This window comes from Leeia aquatica (genome assembly GCF_012641365.1).
Lineage (GTDB): Bacteria > Pseudomonadota > Gammaproteobacteria > Burkholderiales > Leeiaceae > Leeia > Leeia aquatica.
On sequence record NZ_JABAIM010000001.1, the window covers coordinates 329,491 to 348,971 of the forward strand.

Consider the following 19,481-nt stretch of genomic DNA (forward strand, 5'->3'; position numbering starts at 1 on the left):
AGCGGGCACGCCAACCCTCAAGCCGCCAGTGCGCGCTGGCAGGCTGCAATGGCATCCGACAGCTGCGCATGCCGCTGCTGCAAGGCAGCGGGCAGTTTGTTACCCAGCTGTGCCAGCCATGTTTGCTGGCGGCTCAGCTCCTGTGACCAGCGCGCGGCATCCACCCGGGTCAGTTGCTCGAACAACTCCGCCGGGAACTCGGTGCCATTCCAGTCCAGATCCTCATGCCGAGGCACAACGCCCAGCGCAGTCTGGCGACCTTGCGCTTGCCCCTGGCAGCGCTGGATGATCCATTTCAGCACCCGCATATTGTCGCCAAAGCCCGGCCAGACGAAGCGACCTTCCGCATTGGTCTGAAACCAGTTCACGCAGAATATCGGTGGTACCTCGGCAATACCGTCCACCATGCGCAACCAGTGCTGGAAGTAATCACCCATGTGGTAGCCGCAGAACGGCAACATGGCAAACGGGTCGCGTCGCACCACGCCTTGCTCACCCACCGCTGCAGCCGTGGTGGCCGAGCCCAGGGTTGCCGCCAGATAGACACCGGAAGCCCAGTCTGGTGCTTGATACGCCAGTGGTACCGTGTCGGCACGGCGGCCACCAAAGATGAAAGCCGAAATGGGCACCCCGGCCGGATCTTCCCAGGCATCATCAATGGAGGGGCACTGGCTGGCGGGGGCGGTAAAGCGGGCATTCGGGTGCGCCGCCTTGCGGCCACAATCCGGCGTCCATGCCTGTCCGGTCCAGTCTGTCAGGCGTGCGGGTGGCGTCTTGCTCATGCCCTCCCACCAGACATCCCCATCTTCCGTCAACGCCACGTTGGTGAAAATCACATTCTCGCGCAAGGTGGCCATGGCATTGCGGTTGGTGAATTCCGAAGTCCCCGGTGCCACACCAAAATAACCATACTCGGGGTTGATGGCACGCAGGCGGCCATCTGCACCCGGCTTGATCCAGGCAATATCGTCACCGACCGTGGTGACCTTCCAGCCCTCCATCCCCGCGGGCGGGATCAGCATGGCAAAATTGGTTTTGCCACAGGCCGACGGAAAAGCGGCCGCCACATAGTGCTTCTCCCCTTGCGGGCTTTCCACCCCGAGGATCAGCATGTGCTCGGCCAGCCAGCCTTCATCCCTTGCCATGGTGGAGGCGATGCGCAAGGCAAAGCACTTTTTGCCCAGCAAGGCATTGCCGCCATAACCAGAGCCATAGGACCAGATTTCGCGGGTTTCCGGGAAGTGCACAATATATTTGGTCGGGTTGCAAGGCCAGCGCACGTCGGCCTCACCGGCTTGCAGTGGCACACCCACGGTATGCAGGCAGGGAACGAAGTGCCCCTCTTCACCCAATACCTCGTACACCGCCCGCCCCATGCGGGTCATGATGCGCATATTGAGCACCACGTAGGGGCTATCCGACAGTTCCACGCCGATATGAGCAATCGGTGAGCCAAGCGGCCCCATCGAGAACGGGATCACATACAGAGTACGCCCGCGCATGCAGCCTTTGAACAAGCCTTGCAAGGTTTCTCGCATCAGCGCTGGGTCTTGCCAGTTGTTGGTCGGACCGGCATCTTCCTCACGTGCTGAACAAATAAAGGTTCGATCCTCTACTCGCGCCACATCGTTGGGGTCCGAACAGGCCAGATAGGAATTGGGGCGCAGTTCAGGATTCAGGCGGACCAGTTTGCCAGCCACCACCATTTGCTCGGTCAAGGCCGCTTGCTCTTGTGGAGAGCCATCCACCCAGTGTACCTGGGCGGGCTCGGTCAGTTCGACCACCTGCTGCACCCAGGCAATCAGGCGACGATGTTTAACGTAATCCGGAACATTCAAGGGGGGGAGCTGTGACATGGGGGAAGGCCATTGCAGTCATTACAGAGGGACTACAATTTTACCCCCAAACCCATTTTTGGTCGTCAAAAAAAGCGTTTTTTCGACTGTATTTTTGGATTTGACGACATAAAAATGCGCAACACTTCGCCTGAATTACAGTTCAACTACAGAGACCAACGGCCCAGCTCGGCATACGCGGGACCTTGCGCATCCAGCCTGGACTGGACCAGCACAAAATCCCGTACTTCCCAGCTCAAGGCCGGAACAGATTGCGTGGCCATGCGTTGCGGCATACGCCGACGCAGCGTGACATGGGGCTGAAAGGGACGTCGATCCACACTCACACCCAGCTGCTGCACGCCCTGCTGTAGGGCTTCGGCCAGCTGTAGTAACGCAGCCTGCGGCGCCGAGGGTGACAGATGGGCCACACCCGGCGGTGACCAGATGGCGAGCCGATCCAGCTGCAAGACAAATGCCTCACACTGTATGCGGGATGCCATGTCCTGCAGCGCTGGCAGCACCGCCTCCGATACCTCGGACATGAAAGCCAGAGTCAGGTGCACCGTCTCCGCACGCGCAGGCCGCCCGCCATCGAGCAGCTGCGCCGCCTGCAGCATACTCTGCTGCAAGGGCGCATCCGGCCACAAAGCAAAAAACAGGCGCATCTCAGCGGGGACTGCGCTTGCGGCGCTGGCTCGGTGCCTGGGTCTGCTCGCCCTGCAAGGCAAAGTCAATCTTGGTGGTTTCCAGGTCCACCCGCACCACCTGCACCTGCAAACGGTCCCCCAGCTGATAACCCAGCCCGGTTTTCTCCCCACTTAAACGATGGCGTACGGCGTCATAGTGGAAATAGTCCTTGCCCAGTTCGGAGATGTGTACCAGCCCTTCGATATAGATTTCATCGAGCAGCACAAACAAGCCAAAGCTGGTAACCGCCGCAACCGTACCGGCAAACGACTCGCCCACTTTATCCTGCATGAAGTAGCACTTCAGCCAGTTGTCGACATCCCGGGTGGCCTCATCGGCGCGCCGCTCGGTCATCGAGCAGTGCTCACCCAGCTGATGCCAGTCGCCCGGCTTGTACTTCTTGCCCGCCAGCACCGCCTTGATGGCACGGTGCACCAGCAAATCCGGGTAGCGGCGGATCGGCGAGGTAAAGTGCGTGTAGGCCTCGTAACCCAGACCAAAGTGCCCGACATTGTCCGGTGCGTAGCGCGCCTGCATCAGCGAGCGCTGAATGACCGTTTGCAGCAGCTGGGCATCCGGACGAGCACGCACCTTGTCCAGCAGACGGGTGTAGTCAGCCACCGAGGGGGCCTCTCCGCCTTCCAGACTCAAGCCAAAGTCTTTGAGAAAGGCCTGCAGGTTCTCCAGCTTTTCCGGTGACGGTACCTCATGGTTCCGGAACAGGCTGGGCTGCTTGTGCTTGAGCAGGAAATCCGCCGCCGACACATTGGCCGCCAGCATGCATTCTTCAATCAGGCGATGCGCGTCGTTACGCACCACCGGCACAATGCGCTCAATCTTGCTGTTGGCATCGAACAGCATCTGCGTTTCACTACCGGCAAAGTCAATTGCCCCGCGCGCCTCTCGCGCCTTCAGCAAGGCATGAAACACCGCTTCCAGATTTTGCAGCGCGGGCAACAGCTTGCGCAGTGTCTTGTCCTGAACCGCATTCGGTTTGGCCAGTGTTTCCGCCACCTGGGTATAGGTCAGCCGCGCATGGGAATGCATCACCGCCTCATAGAAGCGATAATGTTTGACCTGCCCTTTTTTGCTGATCTCCATGTCACACACCATGCACAGGCGGTCGACCTTGGGGTTCAGCGAACAAATTTCATTGGACAGCGACTCCGGCAGCATCGGGATCACCCGCCGCGGGAAATACACCGAGTTCCCCCGGCTCAGCGCTTCCGCATCCAGTTCCGAGCCTGGCCGGACGTAATAGCTGACATCGGCAATGGCCACCAGCAAGCGCCAGCCCTTGCCTTTGGGCTCGCAGTAGACCGCATCGTCAAAATCGCGCGAGGTTTCACCATCAATGGTGACCAGTGGCAGGCCGGTCAGGTCCTCGCGGTCCTTCCAGTCCTTCTTGCGCACCTTGTCCGGCACCGGCTCTGCCAGCAGCGCCTCGGAGAACACATGCGGCAGGTCATGCTTGCGCAGGGCAATTTCAATTTCCATGCCTGGATCAGCATAGTTGCCCAGCACTTGCTCCACCCGTCCGATCGGGCGGGCATGCTTGCCGGGCTGCTGCAGCAGGTTGACCATCACCACCTGACCATCCTGCAAAGGCTCAGTCAGATGCTGGTGCTCCTCGTGGGGCAGCAGGATTTCATGCTGGATACGCTTGTCTTCCGCCATGGCAAAGGGTACGCCACGGTTCATGAACACGCGACCGACCAACTGCTGCTGAGCCCGCTCCAGTACTTCAACCACGCTGCCTTCGCGCTTGCCGCGGCGCTCTGGGCTGCGTCGGTCCTGCGTTACTTCCCGTACCAGTACGCGGTCACCGTGCATCACCTTCTGCATCTCGCGACTGTTCAAATACAGGTCCGGGCTGCCATCTTCGGGTACGCAAAAACCAAAGCCATCCACATGACCAAACACCTTGCCACGGATCAAATCCAGCTTGTCCGCCACACAGATGTCACCCTTGCGGTTGAACAGCAGCTCGCCATCACGCTCCATGGCGCGTAGCCGACGGCTGAACACACCCTCTTCTGCGGTCTGGATCTCCAGCAGGTTCATAAGCTCAATGGGCGCCACCGGCACCCCTTGTGCGGCCAGGATTTGCAGCACGTACTCACGGCTGGGTAGCGGCGAAGCATAGTTCTGGCGTTCACGCTCCAGCCAGGGGTCTTGCTGGCGCAGGCCAGTCGCAGGAGTAGCAGCGGATTTACGGGTTTTACTACGGCGAGGTGTGGCGGGTGGCGTGGTCGCCGGGGAGGTCACAACTTCGGTGACAGCTGCGGCGGGGGCTCGTTTACGAGAGCGCGTTGCTGGCTTAACTTCTGGGGTAGATGAGGTTGGGATTTCGTTTTGTTTTTTTTGCATCCGATTATTGACACGTGGTTGGAAACCCTTATAATGCGTGCTTCTTCGCTGCTGCGCAACAGAAATCGCGGTTGAGCAGCAAAAGATGGCGGGCCCAGGTGGCGGAATTGGTAGACGCACTAGGTTCAGGTCCTAGCGCCTTCACGGGCGTGGAAGTTCGAGTCTTCTCCTGGGCACCATCGACAACAAAGCGAAGCAAGTCTGGAATCGTGCCCAGGTGGCGGAATTGGTAGACGCACTAGGTTCAGGTCCTAGCGCCTTCACGGGCGTGGAAGTTCGAGTCTTCTCCTGGGCACCACGATTCAAATCACTCCTGCAGTAACCCTTCCTTTTGTTTGATTGCCCCAGCTTTGCGATGACCAGTTCGGTCAGGTAGCATGTTTGCGGTCCACTTCACCTGCAAATACCATGCTGATACCTGCTGATGATATTCATCGTGTGCTGCGACAAGCCCGTAAAGCCGCACTGGCCACGCATTCCGCACGCCACCCAGGTTTTCCGCATGCTTCCTGGTTGCCACTCTGTGTTGCCGCCGCAGGCGACCCCTTGCTGCTGTTGAGCCAGCTGGCCGAGCATACCCAGAATCTGCAGGCCAACCCGCAGGCCAGCCTCTTACTTACCGCAGATGATCACCTCCCCGCGACAGAGCAGCGGCGGCTGACCTTATTGGGTAGCCTGACCCCGGTTGAACTGGAACCAGAAGAACAGGCGCGTTACCTGCGCCTGCAGCCTGATGCAGCACAGTTTCTGGCTTTGGGTGACTTTCGTTTTTATCGCATGCAGGTAGCGCATGCGCGATTGATTGCCGGATTTGGCCGCATGGGCTGGCAAACCGGTGCACAAGCAGCAGGTTTGCCCTGGGATGCCCGGCAAGAACACGCCGTGCTGGCACAACTGGACCACCCTGCCGTATTGGGTATTGATCCCTACGGGCTGGACTATGACAACGCGGGGCAACGCAGCCGCCATGAATGGCCGCATGCTACCTCGGAAATGACGTCATTGCTGGCACAGGCACGCCTATGGTGTGACGCTCACTGAGCGTTCACACCATCAGGTCCAGCTGCTGCACGCTGCGCACCTGCCCGTCATCACCGATCGCAATGCCGCTACGCTGTATCTGCCCTTGCAGCTGATGCCCTGCGCCGTACAGGTCAAAGGGGGTGGCCAGCGAAGCCAGGCTGATGGCACCGACCCCCGCCTGCTTCAGGCTCAACAGCTGATCTTTGCCATCCACGCCACGCGTCCACAGGCAAAGCTGCGCGAATACCGGGTCTGACTCATCAATCCAGCCATTGTGATCGCTGTCTTCCTGCGCCAGATCGGCAAACCCGTTGCCAGACTGGGGGCCAAACAGCTCGCGGCCATCATTGACCTTGCCGTCCTGATTGCGATCCAGCGCCAGAAAACCACTCCCCGGCTGCAGCAGGTGAACCTGCTCTCGCTGCCCGTCTGCGTCCAGATCAAAAGCGACGGTCTGCTCAGACAGGGCTGCCGCATTGCCGGCATAGTTAATGATCAGGGGATCCTTGCGTACGGCATTGCCGATGGTGAGCCGCTCGTGTCGCTCTTCGTGGTATTGCCGGGCCAGCGTGAGCGACAGGTCGAAGCGGATGTGGGCACCATCCTGCGTCACCAGCTCGCCTTGCGCGCTGAACTGGCTGAGCTCCCGCTCATCACGCACCTCATGGTACTCGTACTCGGCACCGAAGCCGGGATCGTTATTGGTCGCTGCGACCGCCTCTGCCGCAGGCTGGGCGCTATCCGCCTCGGCACCAGGCAGTTTGCCCTCAAACAGGTCCAGCTTGCGCCCGGTCAGGATTTCCACCAGTTGCCGCAAGACATCCAGCGGCGAGCCTGACACGGTTCCCCTGCACTCATCCGGCTTGGGCTGCGGCGCTGCTGCGTCCGCCTGCGCCGCCAACCGTCGCGCCTCCTCTCCCAGGGTCACCTGATCGCGGCCCCGCTCTGGCGCATCAGACGGACGCGGCCCGGTCCAAAACCGCAAGTGCTCGCGCACCTCTGTCTGCTCGAGTTTGACATGCGATGCACTCATTTGCAGCGTGGCTGATTCGATCTTCATGGCACACTCCGATAGCCGCCGACCTGTACGGTCTATCGGGTGATTCCAGCATTACTTTAGCCTCAGCAGCTGGACGGCATCACCACCAGCGCCACCCCGGCAGCGGCCAGCCCGATGCCCAGCAGCATCAAGGCGGTCAACGGCTCATCCAGAATCAGTGAGGCCATCACTGCAGTGGTAGGCGGCACCAGATAGAACAGGCTGGACACCTTGCTCGCCTCACCCTGCCGAATCAGCCAGAACAGCAAAAAGATGGCCGCCAGCGACAACACCAGCACCAACCAGGCCATGGCCAGCCCAAATTGCATCGTCCATACGACCGGACGCGTCTCCAGCAGTGACAAGGGCAATAACACCAGCGTCGCTGCCAGATACTGGATCAGGGTCGTGATGCGGAAATCCAGCCCACCGCCAAAGTGCTTTTGGTACAAGGTGCCAACAGACATGCCCAGCATGGCCATGACCGTCAGCGCGAACCCCAGTAACGAAAATTGGCCGCTACCCCACTTGCTGGACAACACCAGCAGCACCCCGGCCAAACCCAGTGCCAAACCCAGCCAGTGCCGTGCAGGCGGACGCTCTTTCAGCAACCCGGCACCAATCAGGTTGACCACCAGCGGTTGCAAACCTGCAACCAGCGCCACCAAGCCAGCGGGGACGTGATGATCTATGGCACTGAACACCCCTCCCAGATAGGTGGCGTGCAGCAAGACCCCCGCTACGGCAACATGCGCAACCACTCTCCAGTCACGCGGCCACGACACGCCCGCCAGCAGAATGAACGGCGTCAGCAACGCTACCACCAGCACAAAGCGGATCACCAGAAAGGTCAGCGGTGGGGCAAACGGCATGCCCAGCTTGGTGAAGATGAAGCCCGTGCTCCACAGCAGTACAAACAGGAACGGCGCCAGACGTGGCAATACGCGTGAAGCAGGCATGCTCAACCCAAAAATAAACCCTGATGTCTGCATGGTGACATACTCGACCGGGCGTGACACGGCACGCGACAGGAGGATTGGACTCGACTGTCTCCGTCAGATCCGGGGCGTTGTACCGGTCCCACTACCATGACAGCAACAAATGAAAAAGCGGCCCGCAGGCCGCTTGGTCTGAGCCGGGTACCGATGGCTTACTTGTCCTGCTTCTCCGGGGGGGTAAAGCCCGGCATGCCAGGAAAACCCAGCCCGCTGAACAGGTTGCGGGTGCGGTCCTGCATCTGCTGCTGCATGTCCACAAACATATTGGTGCTCTGCTCCAGGTAGGTGGACAGCATGCCTTGCATGGCAGGGCCCTGAAACTTGAGGAACTCGTTCCACAAGCCGGAGTTCATCACCGGGTTCTCACCATAGAGCTGCTTGGTCTGCTCCTGCAGGCGGTTTTGCATCTGGGCGAACATTTGCATGTTCTTTTCCAGATACGTGCCCATCATGCCCTGCATCGCATTGCCATAGAAGCGGATGATCTGGGTCAGCACGTCGTAGGAAAACATTGGCATGCCACCGGACTCTTCTTCCAGAATGATCTGCAGCAGCACACTGCGGGTCAGATCATCGCCACTCTTGGCATCCAGCACCTGAATGTCCACATTGTCCAGAACGAGGCGCTTCACATCATCGAGGGTGATATAGCAACTGGTCGCCGTATCGTACAACCGGCGGTTAGGGTATTTCTTGATGATGCGCTTTTCTTGCGTCATGCGTGCCTTCCCTTGTCGGCTTGTTTCTTCGGATTCTATCACCATTTTACGCTGCTGCGACGCGCAAGCACACCCCCTTGAAATATTGTTGCAATGCACAAATATATTTGACATCACGTTGATATCAATAATATTATTCAAATTGTGCACCGCACCAACAACCAAGGAGCAAGACCATGCAAGCGAATGAAGCCCTGAAAGCCTTCAGCCTGAAGCAGCTGGAATCCGCGCTGCAACTGGCGCAAATCTCCCTGCAAAGCACCGAACAACTGATCCGCCTGCAACTGGACGTCGCCAAGAGCACGCTGGAAAGCCAGGCACAGAAGGCCCAAGCCGCTACCGAATTGAAGACCCCGGAGCAGCTGGCCCAATACAACAAGGACAGCATCAAGGCGGGCCTCGAAAGTGTCCTGAGCTACTCCAACTCGCTGTACGAACTGGCCAGCCAGACCCAGAGCGAACTGGGCAAGCTGGGTGAAAGCCAGCTGACCGCGCTGAACAAGGACATCATCAGCACGCTGGACCAGACTGCCAAGCACGCCCCGGCCGGTTCGGAAACCGCGGTTGCCGTCGCCAAGCAAACCGTGCAAGCCACCGCTGCCGCCATTGACAGCCTGACCAAGGCTGCCAAGCAAGTGGCTGACTTTGCCGAAGCCAGCGTCAAGGCTGCTGCAACCGCCACGACGGACGCCGTACGCCAGGCTGCCCGCCTGTAATCCGGTAAACACTGTCAACAAAAAGGCGACCTGATGGTCGCCTTTTTGTTTGCGCGCCCCCGCCTTACGGGCGTTCCACCGCCAGCGCCACACCCATGCCACCGCCAATGCACAGGGTCGCCAGGCCTTTTTGTGCGCCGCTGCGCGCCATTTCATGCAGCAACGTCACCAGTACGCGGCACCCCGAAGCACCGATGGGGTGACCCAGCGCAATCGCCCCCCCATTCACATTCACCTTGCTGGCGTCCCAGCCCAGTTCGCGCCCCACACCCAGCGCCTGCGCGGCAAAGGCTTCGTTAGCTTCAATCAGGTCCACCTCACCCAGTGACCAGCCCGCGCGGGCCAGCACACGTTGCACGGCAGACACCGGCCCCATGCCCATGATGGCCGGCTCAACACCAGAGGAGGCATAGGCCTTGATCCGTGCCAGCGGCTTCAGCCCCAGTTGATCCGCCTTGGCTGCAGACATCATCATCACGGCGGCAGCACCATCGTTGATACCCGATGAACTGCCCGCCGTCACCGTACCGTCCTTCTTGAAGGCAGGGCGCAACTTGGCCAACAGCTCTGCCGTCGCATCGGTGCGGATGAACTCGTCGGTTGCAAACGGCACCGGGTCACCCTTGCGCTGCGGGACCAGCACCGGCACGATCTCATCCTTGAACTTGCCCGCAGCCTGTGCAGCGGTCGCCTTCAGCTGGGAAGACAAGGAGAATGCATCCTGCTCTTCGCGGCTGATGCCGTATTTTTCGGCAATGTTTTCAGCGGTGATGCCCATCGGGTACTGGTTGTATACGTCGGTCAGGCCGTCGTACATCATGCTGTCCACCAGCGTGCCATTCCCCATGCGGATACCGTCACGGCTGTTCATCAGCACGTGCGGGGCCAGGCTCATGCTTTCCTGACCACCGGCAATCACGATCTCATTGTCGCCGCAGGCAATCGACTGTGCGGCGAGGTGAGTGACCTTCAGGCCGGAACCACAGACCTGATTGATGGTCAGTGCTGGCACTTCGACCGGGATACCGGCCTTGATCAGGGCCTGCCGGGCCGGATTCTGGCCCAGACCTGCGGTCAGCACATTGCCCATGATCACTTCACTGATCTGGCTACCTTGCACCCCGGTACGCTCGAGCAAAGCCTTGATGACGGTCGCACCCAGCTCTGGTGCGGACACCTTGGCCAGACCGCCACCAAAATTGCCGATAGCAGTACGAACCGCTGCAACGATGACAACTTCCTGCATGTTTGACTCCTTCATTCCAGACAGAACGGGCACCCAGAGGGGTGCCCGTGATGAGGATTACTCGGCACGCATCTTCACATACCGCCCCGGTGCAGGCTCGATGGCCTTGTATTGTCGGTTGCCCGCTGACTTGGGCGCCTTGACCTTCTCGCCCGAGTGCCCGGCCAGCCAGGCCGAATAATCCGGCCACCAGCTACCCGGCTTGCTCTGCGCGCCTTCCAGCCATAGATCGGCCGAAGCGGGCAATTGATCATTGACCCAGAAATTGCGCTTGTTGGTGGTCACCGGGTTGATGGTGCCGGCAATATGGCCGGACGCACCCAGCACAAAGCGCTGCGGTCCGCTCAGGTACTGCGTGCTCAGGTAGGCCGACTTCCATGGCACGATGTGGTCTTCCTGTGCGGCAAACAGATAGGACGGGATGTCGATCTTGCGCACGTCGACCGGCACGCCGCACAAGGTCATCGCGCCGGGCTTGGTCAGGTTGTTTTCCTGATACATGTTGCGCAGGAAATAGGTGTGCATCGGCAGTGGCAGATTGGTGCCGTCCGAGTTCCAGTACAGCAGGTCAAACGGCGGCGGGGTCTTGCCCTTCAGGTAATTGTTGACCACGTAGTTCCAGATCAGGTCATTGGCGCGCAGGCTGGAGAAGGCGGTTGCCAGCTCCTTGCCCTTGACCAGCCCGCCCTCCGAGGCCCGCGCCTCGCGGAAGCGCAGCATGTTCTCGTCAATGTACACCTTGATCTGGCCCGGATCGGTGTGGTCGATCATCGAGGTCAGATAGGTGGCGGACGTGACACTGTTGTCACCCTTGGCCCGCAGTACGGCCAGCGCGGTGGTCAGGATCACGCCACCAATGCAGAAGCCCAGTGCATTGATGTCTTCGCGACCACTGATGGCCTTGACCACCTCAATCGCCTTGAATGCCCCCCGCTCGAGGTAGTCATTCCAGTCAAAGTGCTTCATGTCTTCCGTGGCACTGCGCCAGGAGACGAGGAAGGTGGTATAGCCTTCGGACACCAGATAGCGCATCAGCGAGTTCTCAGGCTGCATGTCCATCAGGTAGTACTTGTTCACACAAGGCGGGATCACCAGCAGCGGACGCTCGTAGACCTCTGCCGTGGTCGGTGTGTACTGGATCAGCTGGAACAGCTCATTCTCAAACACCACCGTGCCAGGGGTAACCGCCATGTTGCGACCGACTTCGAATTTCGATTCGTCGGTCATAGTGATATAGCCCTTTTGCATGTCCTCCAGCATGTTCTTCATGCCTTCGACCAGGCTTTCACCCTTGGTGTCCACCGCCAGCTTCAACACTTCCGGATTGGTCAGTGCAAAGTTGCTCGGGCTCATGGCGTCGATGAACTGCTTGGTAAAAAAGCGCAGGCGCTCCTTCTGCTCCTCATCGTTCTGCGTTTTGTCCACCATGTCCATCAGCCACTTGGAGGTGTTCAGATAGCTCTGACGCACGTAGCTGAAGAAGGGGTATTGTTCCCACTCGGGCGCCGAAAACCGCTTGTCCTTGAGCGGTACCGCAGCGTCCTGCGTCTGGCCAGAAAGCCCCTGCCAGGCCTGCATCTGCTGCTGGTACAGTTGCTGCTGCAACTGGCCCAGCTGGCTGGCACCTTGCCAGAAGCCCGAGAACAGCTGGGCATAGGGATTGGTGGCTGCGGCATTGGGATCAGCGGCGGCCGTGGTGCTGGCCTTGACCCATTGCTCAACGAACTGCTGATTGGCCCGCGTCATCTGCTCAAAAAACTGGGCAAGGCCGTTACTTTGCTGCGCTTCACTCATGCGGTAAGCTCCCGTGAAACCGCCAAACAGTTAAACCATGTTGCGTTGCAGGAATGTATTCAGGTCGGATGACAATTTGATGACCATGATGCATGCTAGCGGAAAGCCAGATTGCCGACAACGACATTCATCGTCTGTACATGGCCTGTTTGACGCAACGCAACAGAAACCCGTTTACCATGCGCATCATCATTCTCATCGCCTGGCTTTATGTCGTCCTGCTGCTGGCCGCTGGCAGCGGCAATCTGGCCCGGGCCATCAATGTTTTCCTGTTTCTCGGCGTCATCCCGGTCGGCTTGATGCTGTGGGTCAGCCTGCGCAAAGTGCATCAACGGCAGCGTGCGCTGCGTGAAGCACGGGAGCAGGCGGCAGAAGCCGATCAGGCCGAGTGATCCAGCCAGATCAGGCTGGCCATCCGGCCAGTCACCCGGTCTCGCCGGAAGGAAAAGAAACGCGCCTGATCATGCCAGGTGCACAGCCCGCCGCCACTGATGTCAGCCACCCCGACCGCTTGCAGGCGCTGCCGGGCCAGCGCATACAGATCGCACCACCACTTGCCTGCGCCATGCGGCTGAAACGCTAGAGCAGCCGCGGCATTGTGCTGCAGGAAGGCCTCGCGCACCTCATCCCCCACTTCAAATGCTTGCGGGCCAATGGCAGGGCCCAGCCAAGCCAGCACCTCCTGCCCCGGCACCCGCATCGCAGCCAGGGTGTGCTCCAGCACGCCTGCACACAGCCCGCGCCAGCCCGCATGGGCAGCGGCAACCACCGTCCCCTGCCGATCGGTGAACAGAACAGGCAGACAATCCGCCGTTTGCACCACACACACCGCCGCCGGGCTTCGGCTCACCGCCGCATCCGCGTCCGGCTCACACGCCAGACTTTCATCCAGATTGACCACCGTGGTGCCATGCACCTGGTTCAGCCATACCGGTTCTGCGGGGAGCAGTGCGGCCAGACGCTGCCGGTTCTGCGCGACCCGCAAAGGGTCATCCTGCACATGGGTGGCCGTGTTCAGGCTATCAAAGGGCGGCAGGCTTACCCCGCCCTGCCGGGTGGTGACCAGCGCACGCACGTGGGCGGGTGCGGCCCAGTCCGGACGAATCAGGTGTGAGTCAGTCAGCAGCATCTTCAGCCTCCAGCTCGTCGAGCAGGGTTTGCATGTCCTCCGGCAAGCTACTCTCCCATTGCATGGACTGGCCGGTTTGTGGATGCTGCAAGCCCAGCCGCAAGGCATGCAAGGCCTGCCGCGGGAAACGCTGGCAGCTGTTGCCGCCACCGTAGACCGGGTCGCCAAACAAGGGATGGCCGATGGACTGCATGTGAACACGAATCTGATGCGTCCGCCCGGTTTCCAGTCGACACTCCACCAGCGTGGCATGGCGGTACCAGTCCAGCGGTTCGTAGTGGGTCACCGCGGGCTTTGCTCCGGTCGAACCGGCAGGCAGGACACTCATCAGTGTACGCTCGCGCGGGTGGCGTCCCATCGCGGCATCCACCGTCCCGGCTTCGTTCAGGTGTCCACGCACCAAGGCGCAGTACTCCCGCTTGACGGTGCGAGCCTGCAACTGTCGCACCAGTTCGGTTTGCGCCGTCAGGGTCTTGGCGACCACCATCAGACCGCTGGTATCCTTGTCCAGCCGATGCACGATACCGGCACGCGGCACCTGAAACAGGGCCGGGCAGTGCGCCAGCAGGCCATTGAGCAAGGTGCCGGACCAGTTGCCATGCCCAGGATGCACCACCAGCCCAGCCGGTTTGTTGATCACCAGCAGCGCATCATCTTCATGCACGATGGGCAAATCCATCACCTCGGCGCGAAAAGCCAGTTGCTCCGGCGGCAGCTCCGGCAAGACCAGCACGGTCTCACCGCCCCATACCTTGGTCTTGGGCGTCGCCACATCGGCATCCAGCAGCACGCGCTCGGCCTTGACCCACTGCTGCAGGCGGCTGCGCGAATATTGGGGTAGCAAACGGGCCAATGCCTGATCCAGCCGCAGGCCCGCCAGATCAATGGGTACCACAAACTCCAGCGCATCCTGTTCCTCACCGTTCTCAGAAGGAAGGTTTGCGCTATAATCGTCAGACTCGATTTCGGATACGGACATGAAGAAACTTCTTTCTATCACCGTGGTGGCCTTGCTGCTGGCCGGTTGTGGCAGCAACGAGAAAAATGACCCCACGTTGAAGTGGTCGGCCAACAAGCTCTATGCAGAAGCCAAATATGAGCTGGAAGAACGGAATTATAGCCGGTCTATCGAGTACTTTGAAAAGCTGGAAGCCCGTTACCCCTATGGGCAGTATGCGCTGAGTGCCCAGCTGAACGTGGCTTACGCCAATTACAAGGATAATGAGCCGGCTGCAGCCATTGCGGCATGCGACCGCTTCATCAAGCTGCACCCGACGCATCCGAATGTGGATTACGCCTATTACCTGAAGGGGCTGGCTTCGTTCAACGAAGACACTGGCTTCTTTGCCCGCTTCTCCAATCAGGACCAGACCCAGCGCGACCCGCAGGCCGCCCGGGACTCCTTTGAGGCTTTCAAGAAGCTGACCACGCTGTACCCCAACAGCAAGTACACCCCTGATGCCCTGGGTCGCATGCGCTATCTGGTGAACGCGCTGGCTGCCAGTGAAGTGCACGTGGCCCGCTATTACATGAAGCGGGGTGCTTACGTGGCTGCCGTGAACCGGGCCAAGTACGCGATTGAGCACTACCAGCACGCACCTGCCACGGAAGAAGCCATGGTGCTGATGGTGGCCGGTTACGAAAAGCTGGGCATGACCGATCTGCGGGATGATGCCAGACGGGTGCTGGACAAGTCCTTCCCCAACAGCAAGTACCTGAATGGTCCACAAGAAGAAAGCAAGCCTTGGTGGCAGATCTGGTAAGCGCGCATCATGCACCATGAAAAACCGGGCGAGAAGCCCGGTTTTTTTATGGCTGATGTAGCGCGGCTACCGCCGCTTTCGCCTGCATCAGACGCTGCTCACCCTGCCCGGCTACCCGCAGAAACCGACAACCGAAACGCTGCAAGGTGGCCACCGCCTGCGGGCTGCTGAGTTCGCGGCGGTCAGTATGCGCCCGCTGATGATCCTGCTGATAGGCAATATCGGTTTCCAGCAACAGGTAGCAGTCGGCTTTCTCTTGCTGCGCCAAAGCCAGCATGTCGGCCGGTGCGGGACCATGGTAGTGCTCGTACCACATGACAGACGCCAGTGCGTCGGTATCCAGGAACAGCGGCCGCCCCGCTGCCAGCTTGGCCAGTGCCCGGTTGCTGGCCGCTTGTAGCCAGGCCATCCGCTTGGCATCCGCTGCACTGCACTGATTGTCATAGGCATCAAACCAGGTGCGTACCGCCTCGACGCCCGCTACGCCCCCCACGGCATCTGCCAGCGCGCGTGTGAGTGTGGATTTGCCAGTGCAGTCCGCACCAAACAGCACCACCGTCGGTGCCTTGCCCTGCCAGGGCGGCAACCCGGTCGGACCATGATCCAGCGGCAAGAATGGCAGGCGACCAGCCCGCGCACGATCCTGCCAATGGGCAGACAGCCATGCTTCACAGTTTTCTGCGCGGCCCTGATGTACACGATCCGGCCACGCGCCCTGCCCCATCTGCGCATCCGGAAGCATGACCTCATGGGCCAGCTGCCGTGCTACCTCCAGCTGATAGCGATGCTCGGGCCGCTCCAGCGCAAAACAGCCCGCCAGGGCAACCCGCCGATACAGCCTGAGCGCATTCGCCACGGTGGATCAACTGTCGTTACGGTCCAGATACTGCAGCTTGTCTTTGACATTGGCCCAGTCAGCATGGTCTGGCAGCGGATCCTTCTTCTCAATGATCGGGATCCAGTTGGGGTGCTTGGACAGCTCGGCATTCAGCTCGATATATGCTTCCTGGCCGGGTGGCACGTCATCCTCGGCATAGATGGCTTCCACCGGACATTCCGCCACACACAAGGTACAGTCGATGCACTCTTCCGGGTCGATCACCAGAAAATTCGGTCCTTCCCGGAAACAGTCCACCGGACAGACGTCTACACAGTCGGTGTACTTGCAACGGACACAGGCTTCGGTCACTACGTAGGTCATGGCTTCCTCAGATCAACAAACCGCCACTTGGCGCTATGAGCCAATTTTAACAGAGGCCCCGCCCCCACGCCCTGCCGTTTGCTTATGAGAAAAAACCGCCACGCTATATAGCAAGCATGATCAAGTCGCCTGTCAGGCGCGCAACATCCACCGCATGATGCGTGCAAAGCGTGGACCATACGGCGGTTTCATCAGCGCCAGGCCATTCCACCGGCGCTGGGTGTAAACCGGCTTGAGCTTGCTGAAGGTCAGGAAACCTTCATGACCGTGATAATGCCCCATGCCGGAAGGCCCCACACCACCAAAGGGCAGGTCATGCTGGCCGACATGGAGCATGGTGTCATTGAATGTCACGCCCCCGGAACAGGTTTCGACGAGGATGCGCTGCCGGTCTGCAGCGCGATTGCCCAGGAAATACAGGGCCAGCGGTCGTGGCCGGGCGTTCACGAAGGCAATGGCCTCACTCAGATCATCGTAGGGGATCACCGGCAGGATGGGACCAAAAATTTCTTCCTGCATCACCCGCATCTCGTCCGTGACCCCCAGCAGCACGGTCGGTACCAGTTGCCCTGGCGTCAGGCCGTCTTCGTCATGCAAAGGCACGGCACGCGCGCCTTTGGCGAGCGCATCGTCCAGATAGCCTTGCAAACGCTGGTGATGGGCAGCGTTGATGATATGGCTGTAATCCGTATTGCTTGCCAGCACCGGGTACAGGCTGCGCACCGCTTGCTCGGCGGCCTGAGGGAAGCTCGCCAGCCACTTGCGGGGCAGCAGCAGATAGTCCGGTGCCACACAGGTCTGCCCTGCGTTGGCGCACTTGCCAAACATCAACTGCCGGGCCACCGTTTCAACATCGAGATCGTCGCCCGCGATGACCGGTGACTTTCCACCCAGCTCCAGCGTTACGGGCGTGAGGTTGGCGGCGGCCGCCGCCATCACCTTGCGGCCAACGGCGGTCGAGCCGGTAAACAGCAGGTGGTCAAACGGCAGCGATGCAAACGCTGCAGCCAGTCCGGCATCGCCCTCCACCACCCGGACCTGGTCTTCAGGAAAACAATCGGCCAGCACCGTCCGCAGACAGGCATTAAAGGCAGGGGTGAATTCGGAGAGCTTGAGCATCACCCGGTTGCCCGCCGCCAGTGCCGCAGTCAAGGGCCCCACCGAAAGAAACAAGGGGTAATTCCACGGCACGATGATGCCTACCAGCCCCAAAGGCTGTTTATAGACATGGTTGCTGCCCGGCAGGTGCCATAGTCCGGTTGAGCGACGCTCTGGTTGCATCCAGCGCTTGAGGTGTTTCATGGTGTGGCGAATGCCATCCAGCGTGGGGAACAGCTCCAGCAGCTGGGTTTCATGGGGCGAACGCCCGCCAAAATCCTGTGAAATCGCATACTGCAGCCCTTGCTGATGTGCCAGCAAGGCTGCTTCCAGTCGCTTCAGTCCCTGCCGCCGCGCCATCAAATCCGGGGTGGGCTGGCTACGGCTCAATGCGTGCATGTGCTGGAATGGTGCGTGTACATCCAGCAATGGTGCTCCTGACATGCTGTCCACTCTACCTCCTGCACGATGCGGTTGTCCGTTAGACTGCCCTGCGCATACTGCGCAAAATCATTGTTGCGCCTTTATGACTGCCAGTCAATTATTTAGTGAATGTCCATTCTCGGCAGAAACTGGGGAAATCCCCAATGCACGACTGTCCTTTGGATCGGCATACAATGCCGCACCAGACCCTACAATGAGCACGCTGCCGCATAGGCTATGCCTTTACTGGTATCCATCGCACCTGATACAACAAAATTCATCGAGGAGAGCACTGTGGAAAGACGGTCATTTCTGAAGAAAGCAGGCGTTGGCGTTGCAGCAGCGGGCGTTGGCAGCGCCGCAGTTGCAGCAGACGGCCCCAGCATCAAATGGCGGCTGGCTTCCAGCTTCCCCAAGGGACTGGATACCATCTACGGCGGCGCAGAAACCCTGGCTGCCCGTGTCAAGCAATTGACCGGTGGCAAGTTTGAGATCCGCTGTTTTGCCAGCGGCGAGATTGCACCCGGCAATCAGGTGCTGGATGTGGTGCAGCAAGGCACCGTCGAGTGCGGCCATACCTGCAGCTATTACTATCTGGGCAAGAACAAGGCGTTTGCTTTTGATACGGCCATCCCCTTCGGCTTGACCGCGCGCCAGCAAAATGCCTGGATGTACTTTGGCAATGGCCTCTCCTTGATGCGCGAACTGTTCAAGGAATACAACATCATCAACTTCCCGGGCGGCAATACCGGGGTGCAGATGGGCGGCTGGTTCCGCAGTGAGCTGAAAGGGCTGGACAGCCTCAAAGGCCTGAAGATGCGTATTCCGGGCCTGGGTGGCGAGATCATGGGACGACTGGGCGCCGTACCTCAGGCCATTCCGGGGAGCGATATTTACCCGGCGCTGGAGAAAGGCACCATTGATGCCGCCGAATGGGTGGGGCCTTATGATGATGAAAAGCTGGGCTTCTACAAGGTCGCCAAGAACTACTACTACCCGGGCTGGTGGGAGCCGGGCCCGCAGGTGTCGTTCTATGTGAACATCAACGAATGGAACAAACTGCCCAAGGATTATCAGGCAGCCTTTGAAGCAGCCGCTGCAGAGGCCAATGTGTTGATGATGGCAGAATACGATGCCAAAAACCCGCAAGCCTTGGTGCGCCTGATCCAGAACGACGTCAAGGTGCGAGCCTACCCGCACGACATTCTGTCCGCCGCCCAGAAGGAAGCCTTCCAGCTGTATGAGGAAGAAGCCGCCAAAAATCCGAAGTTCAAGAAAATCTACGATGACTGGAAGAAATTCCGCACCCTGCAGCACGGCTGGTTCCGCCTGGCTGAAGGGACGATGGAAGATGTCATGTACAGCAGCAAGAAGTAAGCGGTCACAACCCACAAAAAACCCCGCCAGCGCGGGGTTTTTTGTGGGTCAGCAGGCGAA

18 protein-coding genes and 2 tRNA genes are annotated in these 19,481 nt (G+C 59.8%); 7 read left to right on the top strand and 13 right to left on the bottom strand.

Annotated features, from left to right (window positions below; translation table 11 throughout):
- Positions 1-17: 17 nt before the first annotated feature.
- The 3 genes from HF682_RS01415 to rnr form a co-directional block, all read right to left on the bottom strand.
- On the bottom strand, positions 18-1,856 hold the full coding sequence (locus HF682_RS01415) for a phosphoenolpyruvate carboxykinase (GTP) (RefSeq protein ID WP_168875475.1): 1,839 nt from the start codon (positions 1,854-1,856) through the stop codon (positions 18-20).
- A gap of 146 nt (positions 1,857-2,002) precedes the next feature.
- The gene (thpR, locus tag HF682_RS01420) at positions 2,003-2,503 is read right to left on the bottom strand and encodes an RNA 2',3'-cyclic phosphodiesterase (RefSeq protein WP_168875476.1); all 501 of its coding nucleotides are present in this window, start codon (positions 2,501-2,503) and stop codon (positions 2,003-2,005) included.
- Position 2,504: 1 nt separating this feature from the next.
- The gene (rnr, locus tag HF682_RS01425) at positions 2,505-4,793 is read right to left on the bottom strand and encodes a ribonuclease R (RefSeq protein ID WP_308418684.1); all 2,289 of its coding nucleotides are present in this window, start codon (positions 4,791-4,793) and stop codon (positions 2,505-2,507) included.
- 194 nt (positions 4,794-4,987) lie between these two features.
- On the opposite strand from rnr, the gene HF682_RS01430 reads away from it, so the two are divergent.
- The 3 genes from HF682_RS01430 to HF682_RS01440 all read left to right on the top strand — a co-directional run bounded on the left by HF682_RS01430 (position 4,988) and on the right by HF682_RS01440 (position 5,936).
- Positions 4,988-5,074, top strand: a tRNA-Leu gene (locus tag HF682_RS01430).
- Positions 5,075-5,106: 32 nt separating this feature from the next.
- Positions 5,107-5,193: transfer RNA gene (locus HF682_RS01435), tRNA-Leu, on the top strand.
- Positions 5,194-5,303: 110 nt separating this feature from the next.
- The gene (locus HF682_RS01440) at positions 5,304-5,936 is read left to right on the top strand and encodes a HugZ family pyridoxamine 5'-phosphate oxidase (RefSeq protein ID WP_168875478.1); all 633 of its coding nucleotides are present in this window, start codon (positions 5,304-5,306) and stop codon (positions 5,934-5,936) included.
- Positions 5,937-5,940: 4 nt separating this feature from the next.
- Here HF682_RS01440 and HF682_RS01445 read toward each other — a convergent pair whose 3' ends face one another.
- The 3 genes from HF682_RS01445 to phaR all read right to left on the bottom strand — a co-directional run bounded on the left by HF682_RS01445 (position 5,941) and on the right by phaR (position 8,674).
- Positions 5,941-6,978: an SPM autocatalytic domain-containing protein gene (locus HF682_RS01445; protein WP_168875479.1), complete on the bottom strand. Its 1,038-nt coding sequence runs from the start codon at positions 6,976-6,978 to the stop codon at positions 5,941-5,943.
- 62 nt (positions 6,979-7,040) lie between these two features.
- Positions 7,041-7,916: a DMT family transporter gene (locus HF682_RS01450; protein ID WP_168875480.1), complete on the bottom strand. Its 876-nt coding sequence runs from the start codon at positions 7,914-7,916 to the stop codon at positions 7,041-7,043.
- A gap of 191 nt (positions 7,917-8,107) precedes the next feature.
- Positions 8,108-8,674 (bottom strand): polyhydroxyalkanoate synthesis repressor PhaR, encoded by a 567-nt coding sequence (gene phaR, locus HF682_RS01455; RefSeq protein WP_168875481.1) that lies wholly within the window; start codon positions 8,672-8,674, stop codon positions 8,108-8,110.
- A gap of 176 nt (positions 8,675-8,850) precedes the next feature.
- Here phaR and HF682_RS01460 point away from each other — a divergent pair, with 176 nt between their 5' ends.
- Positions 8,851-9,390 (top strand): phasin family protein, encoded by a 540-nt coding sequence (locus tag HF682_RS01460; protein WP_168875482.1) that lies wholly within the window; start codon positions 8,851-8,853, stop codon positions 9,388-9,390.
- A 64-nt stretch (positions 9,391-9,454) separates the two neighbouring features.
- Here the strand turns inward: HF682_RS01460 and HF682_RS01465 are convergent, their stop codons facing one another.
- Together HF682_RS01465 and HF682_RS01470 are read right to left on the bottom strand one after the other, a co-directional pair.
- Positions 9,455-10,636, bottom strand: a complete 1,182-nt coding sequence (locus tag HF682_RS01465) for an acetyl-CoA C-acetyltransferase (RefSeq protein WP_168875483.1) — start codon at positions 10,634-10,636, stop codon at positions 9,455-9,457.
- 57 nt (positions 10,637-10,693) lie between these two features.
- Complete coding sequence (locus HF682_RS01470) at positions 10,694-12,430, bottom strand: PHA/PHB synthase family protein (protein ID WP_168875484.1); 1,737 nt, start codon at positions 12,428-12,430, stop codon at positions 10,694-10,696.
- A gap of 92 nt (positions 12,431-12,522) precedes the next feature.
- Between HF682_RS01470 and HF682_RS01475 the strand changes: the two genes are divergently transcribed.
- On the top strand, positions 12,523-12,822 hold the full coding sequence (locus tag HF682_RS01475) for a hypothetical protein (RefSeq protein ID WP_168875485.1): 300 nt from the start codon (positions 12,523-12,525) through the stop codon (positions 12,820-12,822).
- Here HF682_RS01475 and pgeF read toward each other — a convergent pair.
- Both pgeF and rluD read right to left on the bottom strand, forming a co-directional pair.
- A complete protein-coding gene (gene pgeF / locus HF682_RS01480) occupies positions 12,810-13,559 on the bottom strand; it encodes a peptidoglycan editing factor PgeF (protein ID WP_168875486.1) in 750 nt (249 codons plus the stop codon). The two genes, HF682_RS01475 and pgeF, sit on opposite strands and share 13 nt — an antisense overlap.
- Positions 13,546-14,538: a 23S rRNA pseudouridine(1911/1915/1917) synthase RluD gene (gene rluD / locus HF682_RS01485; protein ID WP_168875487.1), complete on the bottom strand. Its 993-nt coding sequence runs from the start codon at positions 14,536-14,538 to the stop codon at positions 13,546-13,548. Before rluD ends, pgeF begins: the two co-directional genes overlap by 14 nt.
- Between rluD and HF682_RS01490 the strand changes: the two genes are divergently transcribed.
- Positions 14,537-15,322 carry an outer membrane protein assembly factor BamD gene (locus HF682_RS01490; RefSeq protein ID WP_168875488.1) on the top strand — a complete coding sequence of 262 codons (786 nt, stop codon included), beginning with the start codon at positions 14,537-14,539 and terminating at the stop codon, positions 15,320-15,322. The two genes, rluD and HF682_RS01490, sit on opposite strands and share 2 nt — an antisense overlap.
- A 46-nt stretch (positions 15,323-15,368) precedes the next feature.
- On the opposite strand, the gene HF682_RS01495 is transcribed toward HF682_RS01490, so the two are convergent.
- The 3 genes from HF682_RS01495 to HF682_RS01505 all read right to left on the bottom strand — a co-directional run bounded on the left by HF682_RS01495 (position 15,369) and on the right by HF682_RS01505 (position 18,065).
- Positions 15,369-16,178 (bottom strand): AAA family ATPase, encoded by an 810-nt coding sequence (locus tag HF682_RS01495; RefSeq protein WP_168875489.1) that lies wholly within the window; start codon positions 16,176-16,178, stop codon positions 15,369-15,371.
- 6 nt (positions 16,179-16,184) lie between these two features.
- Positions 16,185-16,523: a ferredoxin FdxA gene (gene fdxA / locus HF682_RS01500; protein ID WP_168875490.1), complete on the bottom strand. Its 339-nt coding sequence runs from the start codon at positions 16,521-16,523 to the stop codon at positions 16,185-16,187.
- 132 nt (positions 16,524-16,655) lie between these two features.
- Complete coding sequence (locus HF682_RS01505) at positions 16,656-18,065, bottom strand: coniferyl aldehyde dehydrogenase (RefSeq protein WP_168875491.1); 1,410 nt, start codon at positions 18,063-18,065, stop codon at positions 16,656-16,658.
- A gap of 273 nt (positions 18,066-18,338) precedes the next feature.
- On the opposite strand from HF682_RS01505, the gene HF682_RS01510 reads away from it, so the two are divergent.
- Positions 18,339-19,421: a TRAP transporter substrate-binding protein gene (locus HF682_RS01510; RefSeq protein ID WP_168875492.1), complete on the top strand. Its 1,083-nt coding sequence runs from the start codon at positions 18,339-18,341 to the stop codon at positions 19,419-19,421.
- The last annotated feature ends 60 nt before the right edge of the window (positions 19,422-19,481 follow it).

Coding starts and splice junctions, on each gene's coding strand:
- fdxA (WP_168875490.1), bottom strand. CDS start 16,523: ATGACCTACGTAGTGACCGAAGCCTGTGTCCGTTGCAAGTACACCGAC.
- HF682_RS01470 (WP_168875484.1), bottom strand. CDS start 12,430: ATGAGTGAAGCGCAGCAAAGTAACGGCCTTGCCCAGTTTTTTGAGCAG.
- phaR (WP_168875481.1), bottom strand. CDS start 8,674: ATGACGCAAGAAAAGCGCATCATCAAGAAATACCCTAACCGCCGGTTG.
- HF682_RS01475 (WP_168875485.1), top strand. CDS start 12,523: ATGCTAGCGGAAAGCCAGATTGCCGACAACGACATTCATCGTCTGTAC.
- thpR (WP_168875476.1), bottom strand. CDS start 2,503: ATGCGCCTGTTTTTTGCTTTGTGGCCGGATGCGCCCTTGCAGCAGAGT.
- HF682_RS01450 (WP_168875480.1), bottom strand. CDS start 7,916: ATGCCTGCTTCACGCGTATTGCCACGTCTGGCGCCGTTCCTGTTTGTA.
- HF682_RS01505 (WP_168875491.1), bottom strand. CDS start 18,065: ATGTCAGGAGCACCATTGCTGGATGTACACGCACCATTCCAGCACATG.
- HF682_RS01445 (WP_168875479.1), bottom strand. CDS start 6,978: ATGAAGATCGAATCAGCCACGCTGCAAATGAGTGCATCGCATGTCAAA.
- rluD (WP_168875487.1), bottom strand. CDS start 14,538: ATGTCCGTATCCGAAATCGAGTCTGACGATTATAGCGCAAACCTTCCT.
- HF682_RS01415 (WP_168875475.1), bottom strand. CDS start 1,856: ATGTCACAGCTCCCCCCCTTGAATGTTCCGGATTACGTTAAACATCGT.
- HF682_RS01440 (WP_168875478.1), top strand. CDS start 5,304: ATGCTGATACCTGCTGATGATATTCATCGTGTGCTGCGACAAGCCCGT.
- HF682_RS01490 (WP_168875488.1), top strand. CDS start 14,537: ATGAAGAAACTTCTTTCTATCACCGTGGTGGCCTTGCTGCTGGCCGGT.
- pgeF (WP_168875486.1), bottom strand. CDS start 13,559: ATGCTGCTGACTGACTCACACCTGATTCGTCCGGACTGGGCCGCACCC.
- HF682_RS01460 (WP_168875482.1), top strand. CDS start 8,851: ATGCAAGCGAATGAAGCCCTGAAAGCCTTCAGCCTGAAGCAGCTGGAA.
- HF682_RS01465 (WP_168875483.1), bottom strand. CDS start 10,636: ATGCAGGAAGTTGTCATCGTTGCAGCGGTTCGTACTGCTATCGGCAAT.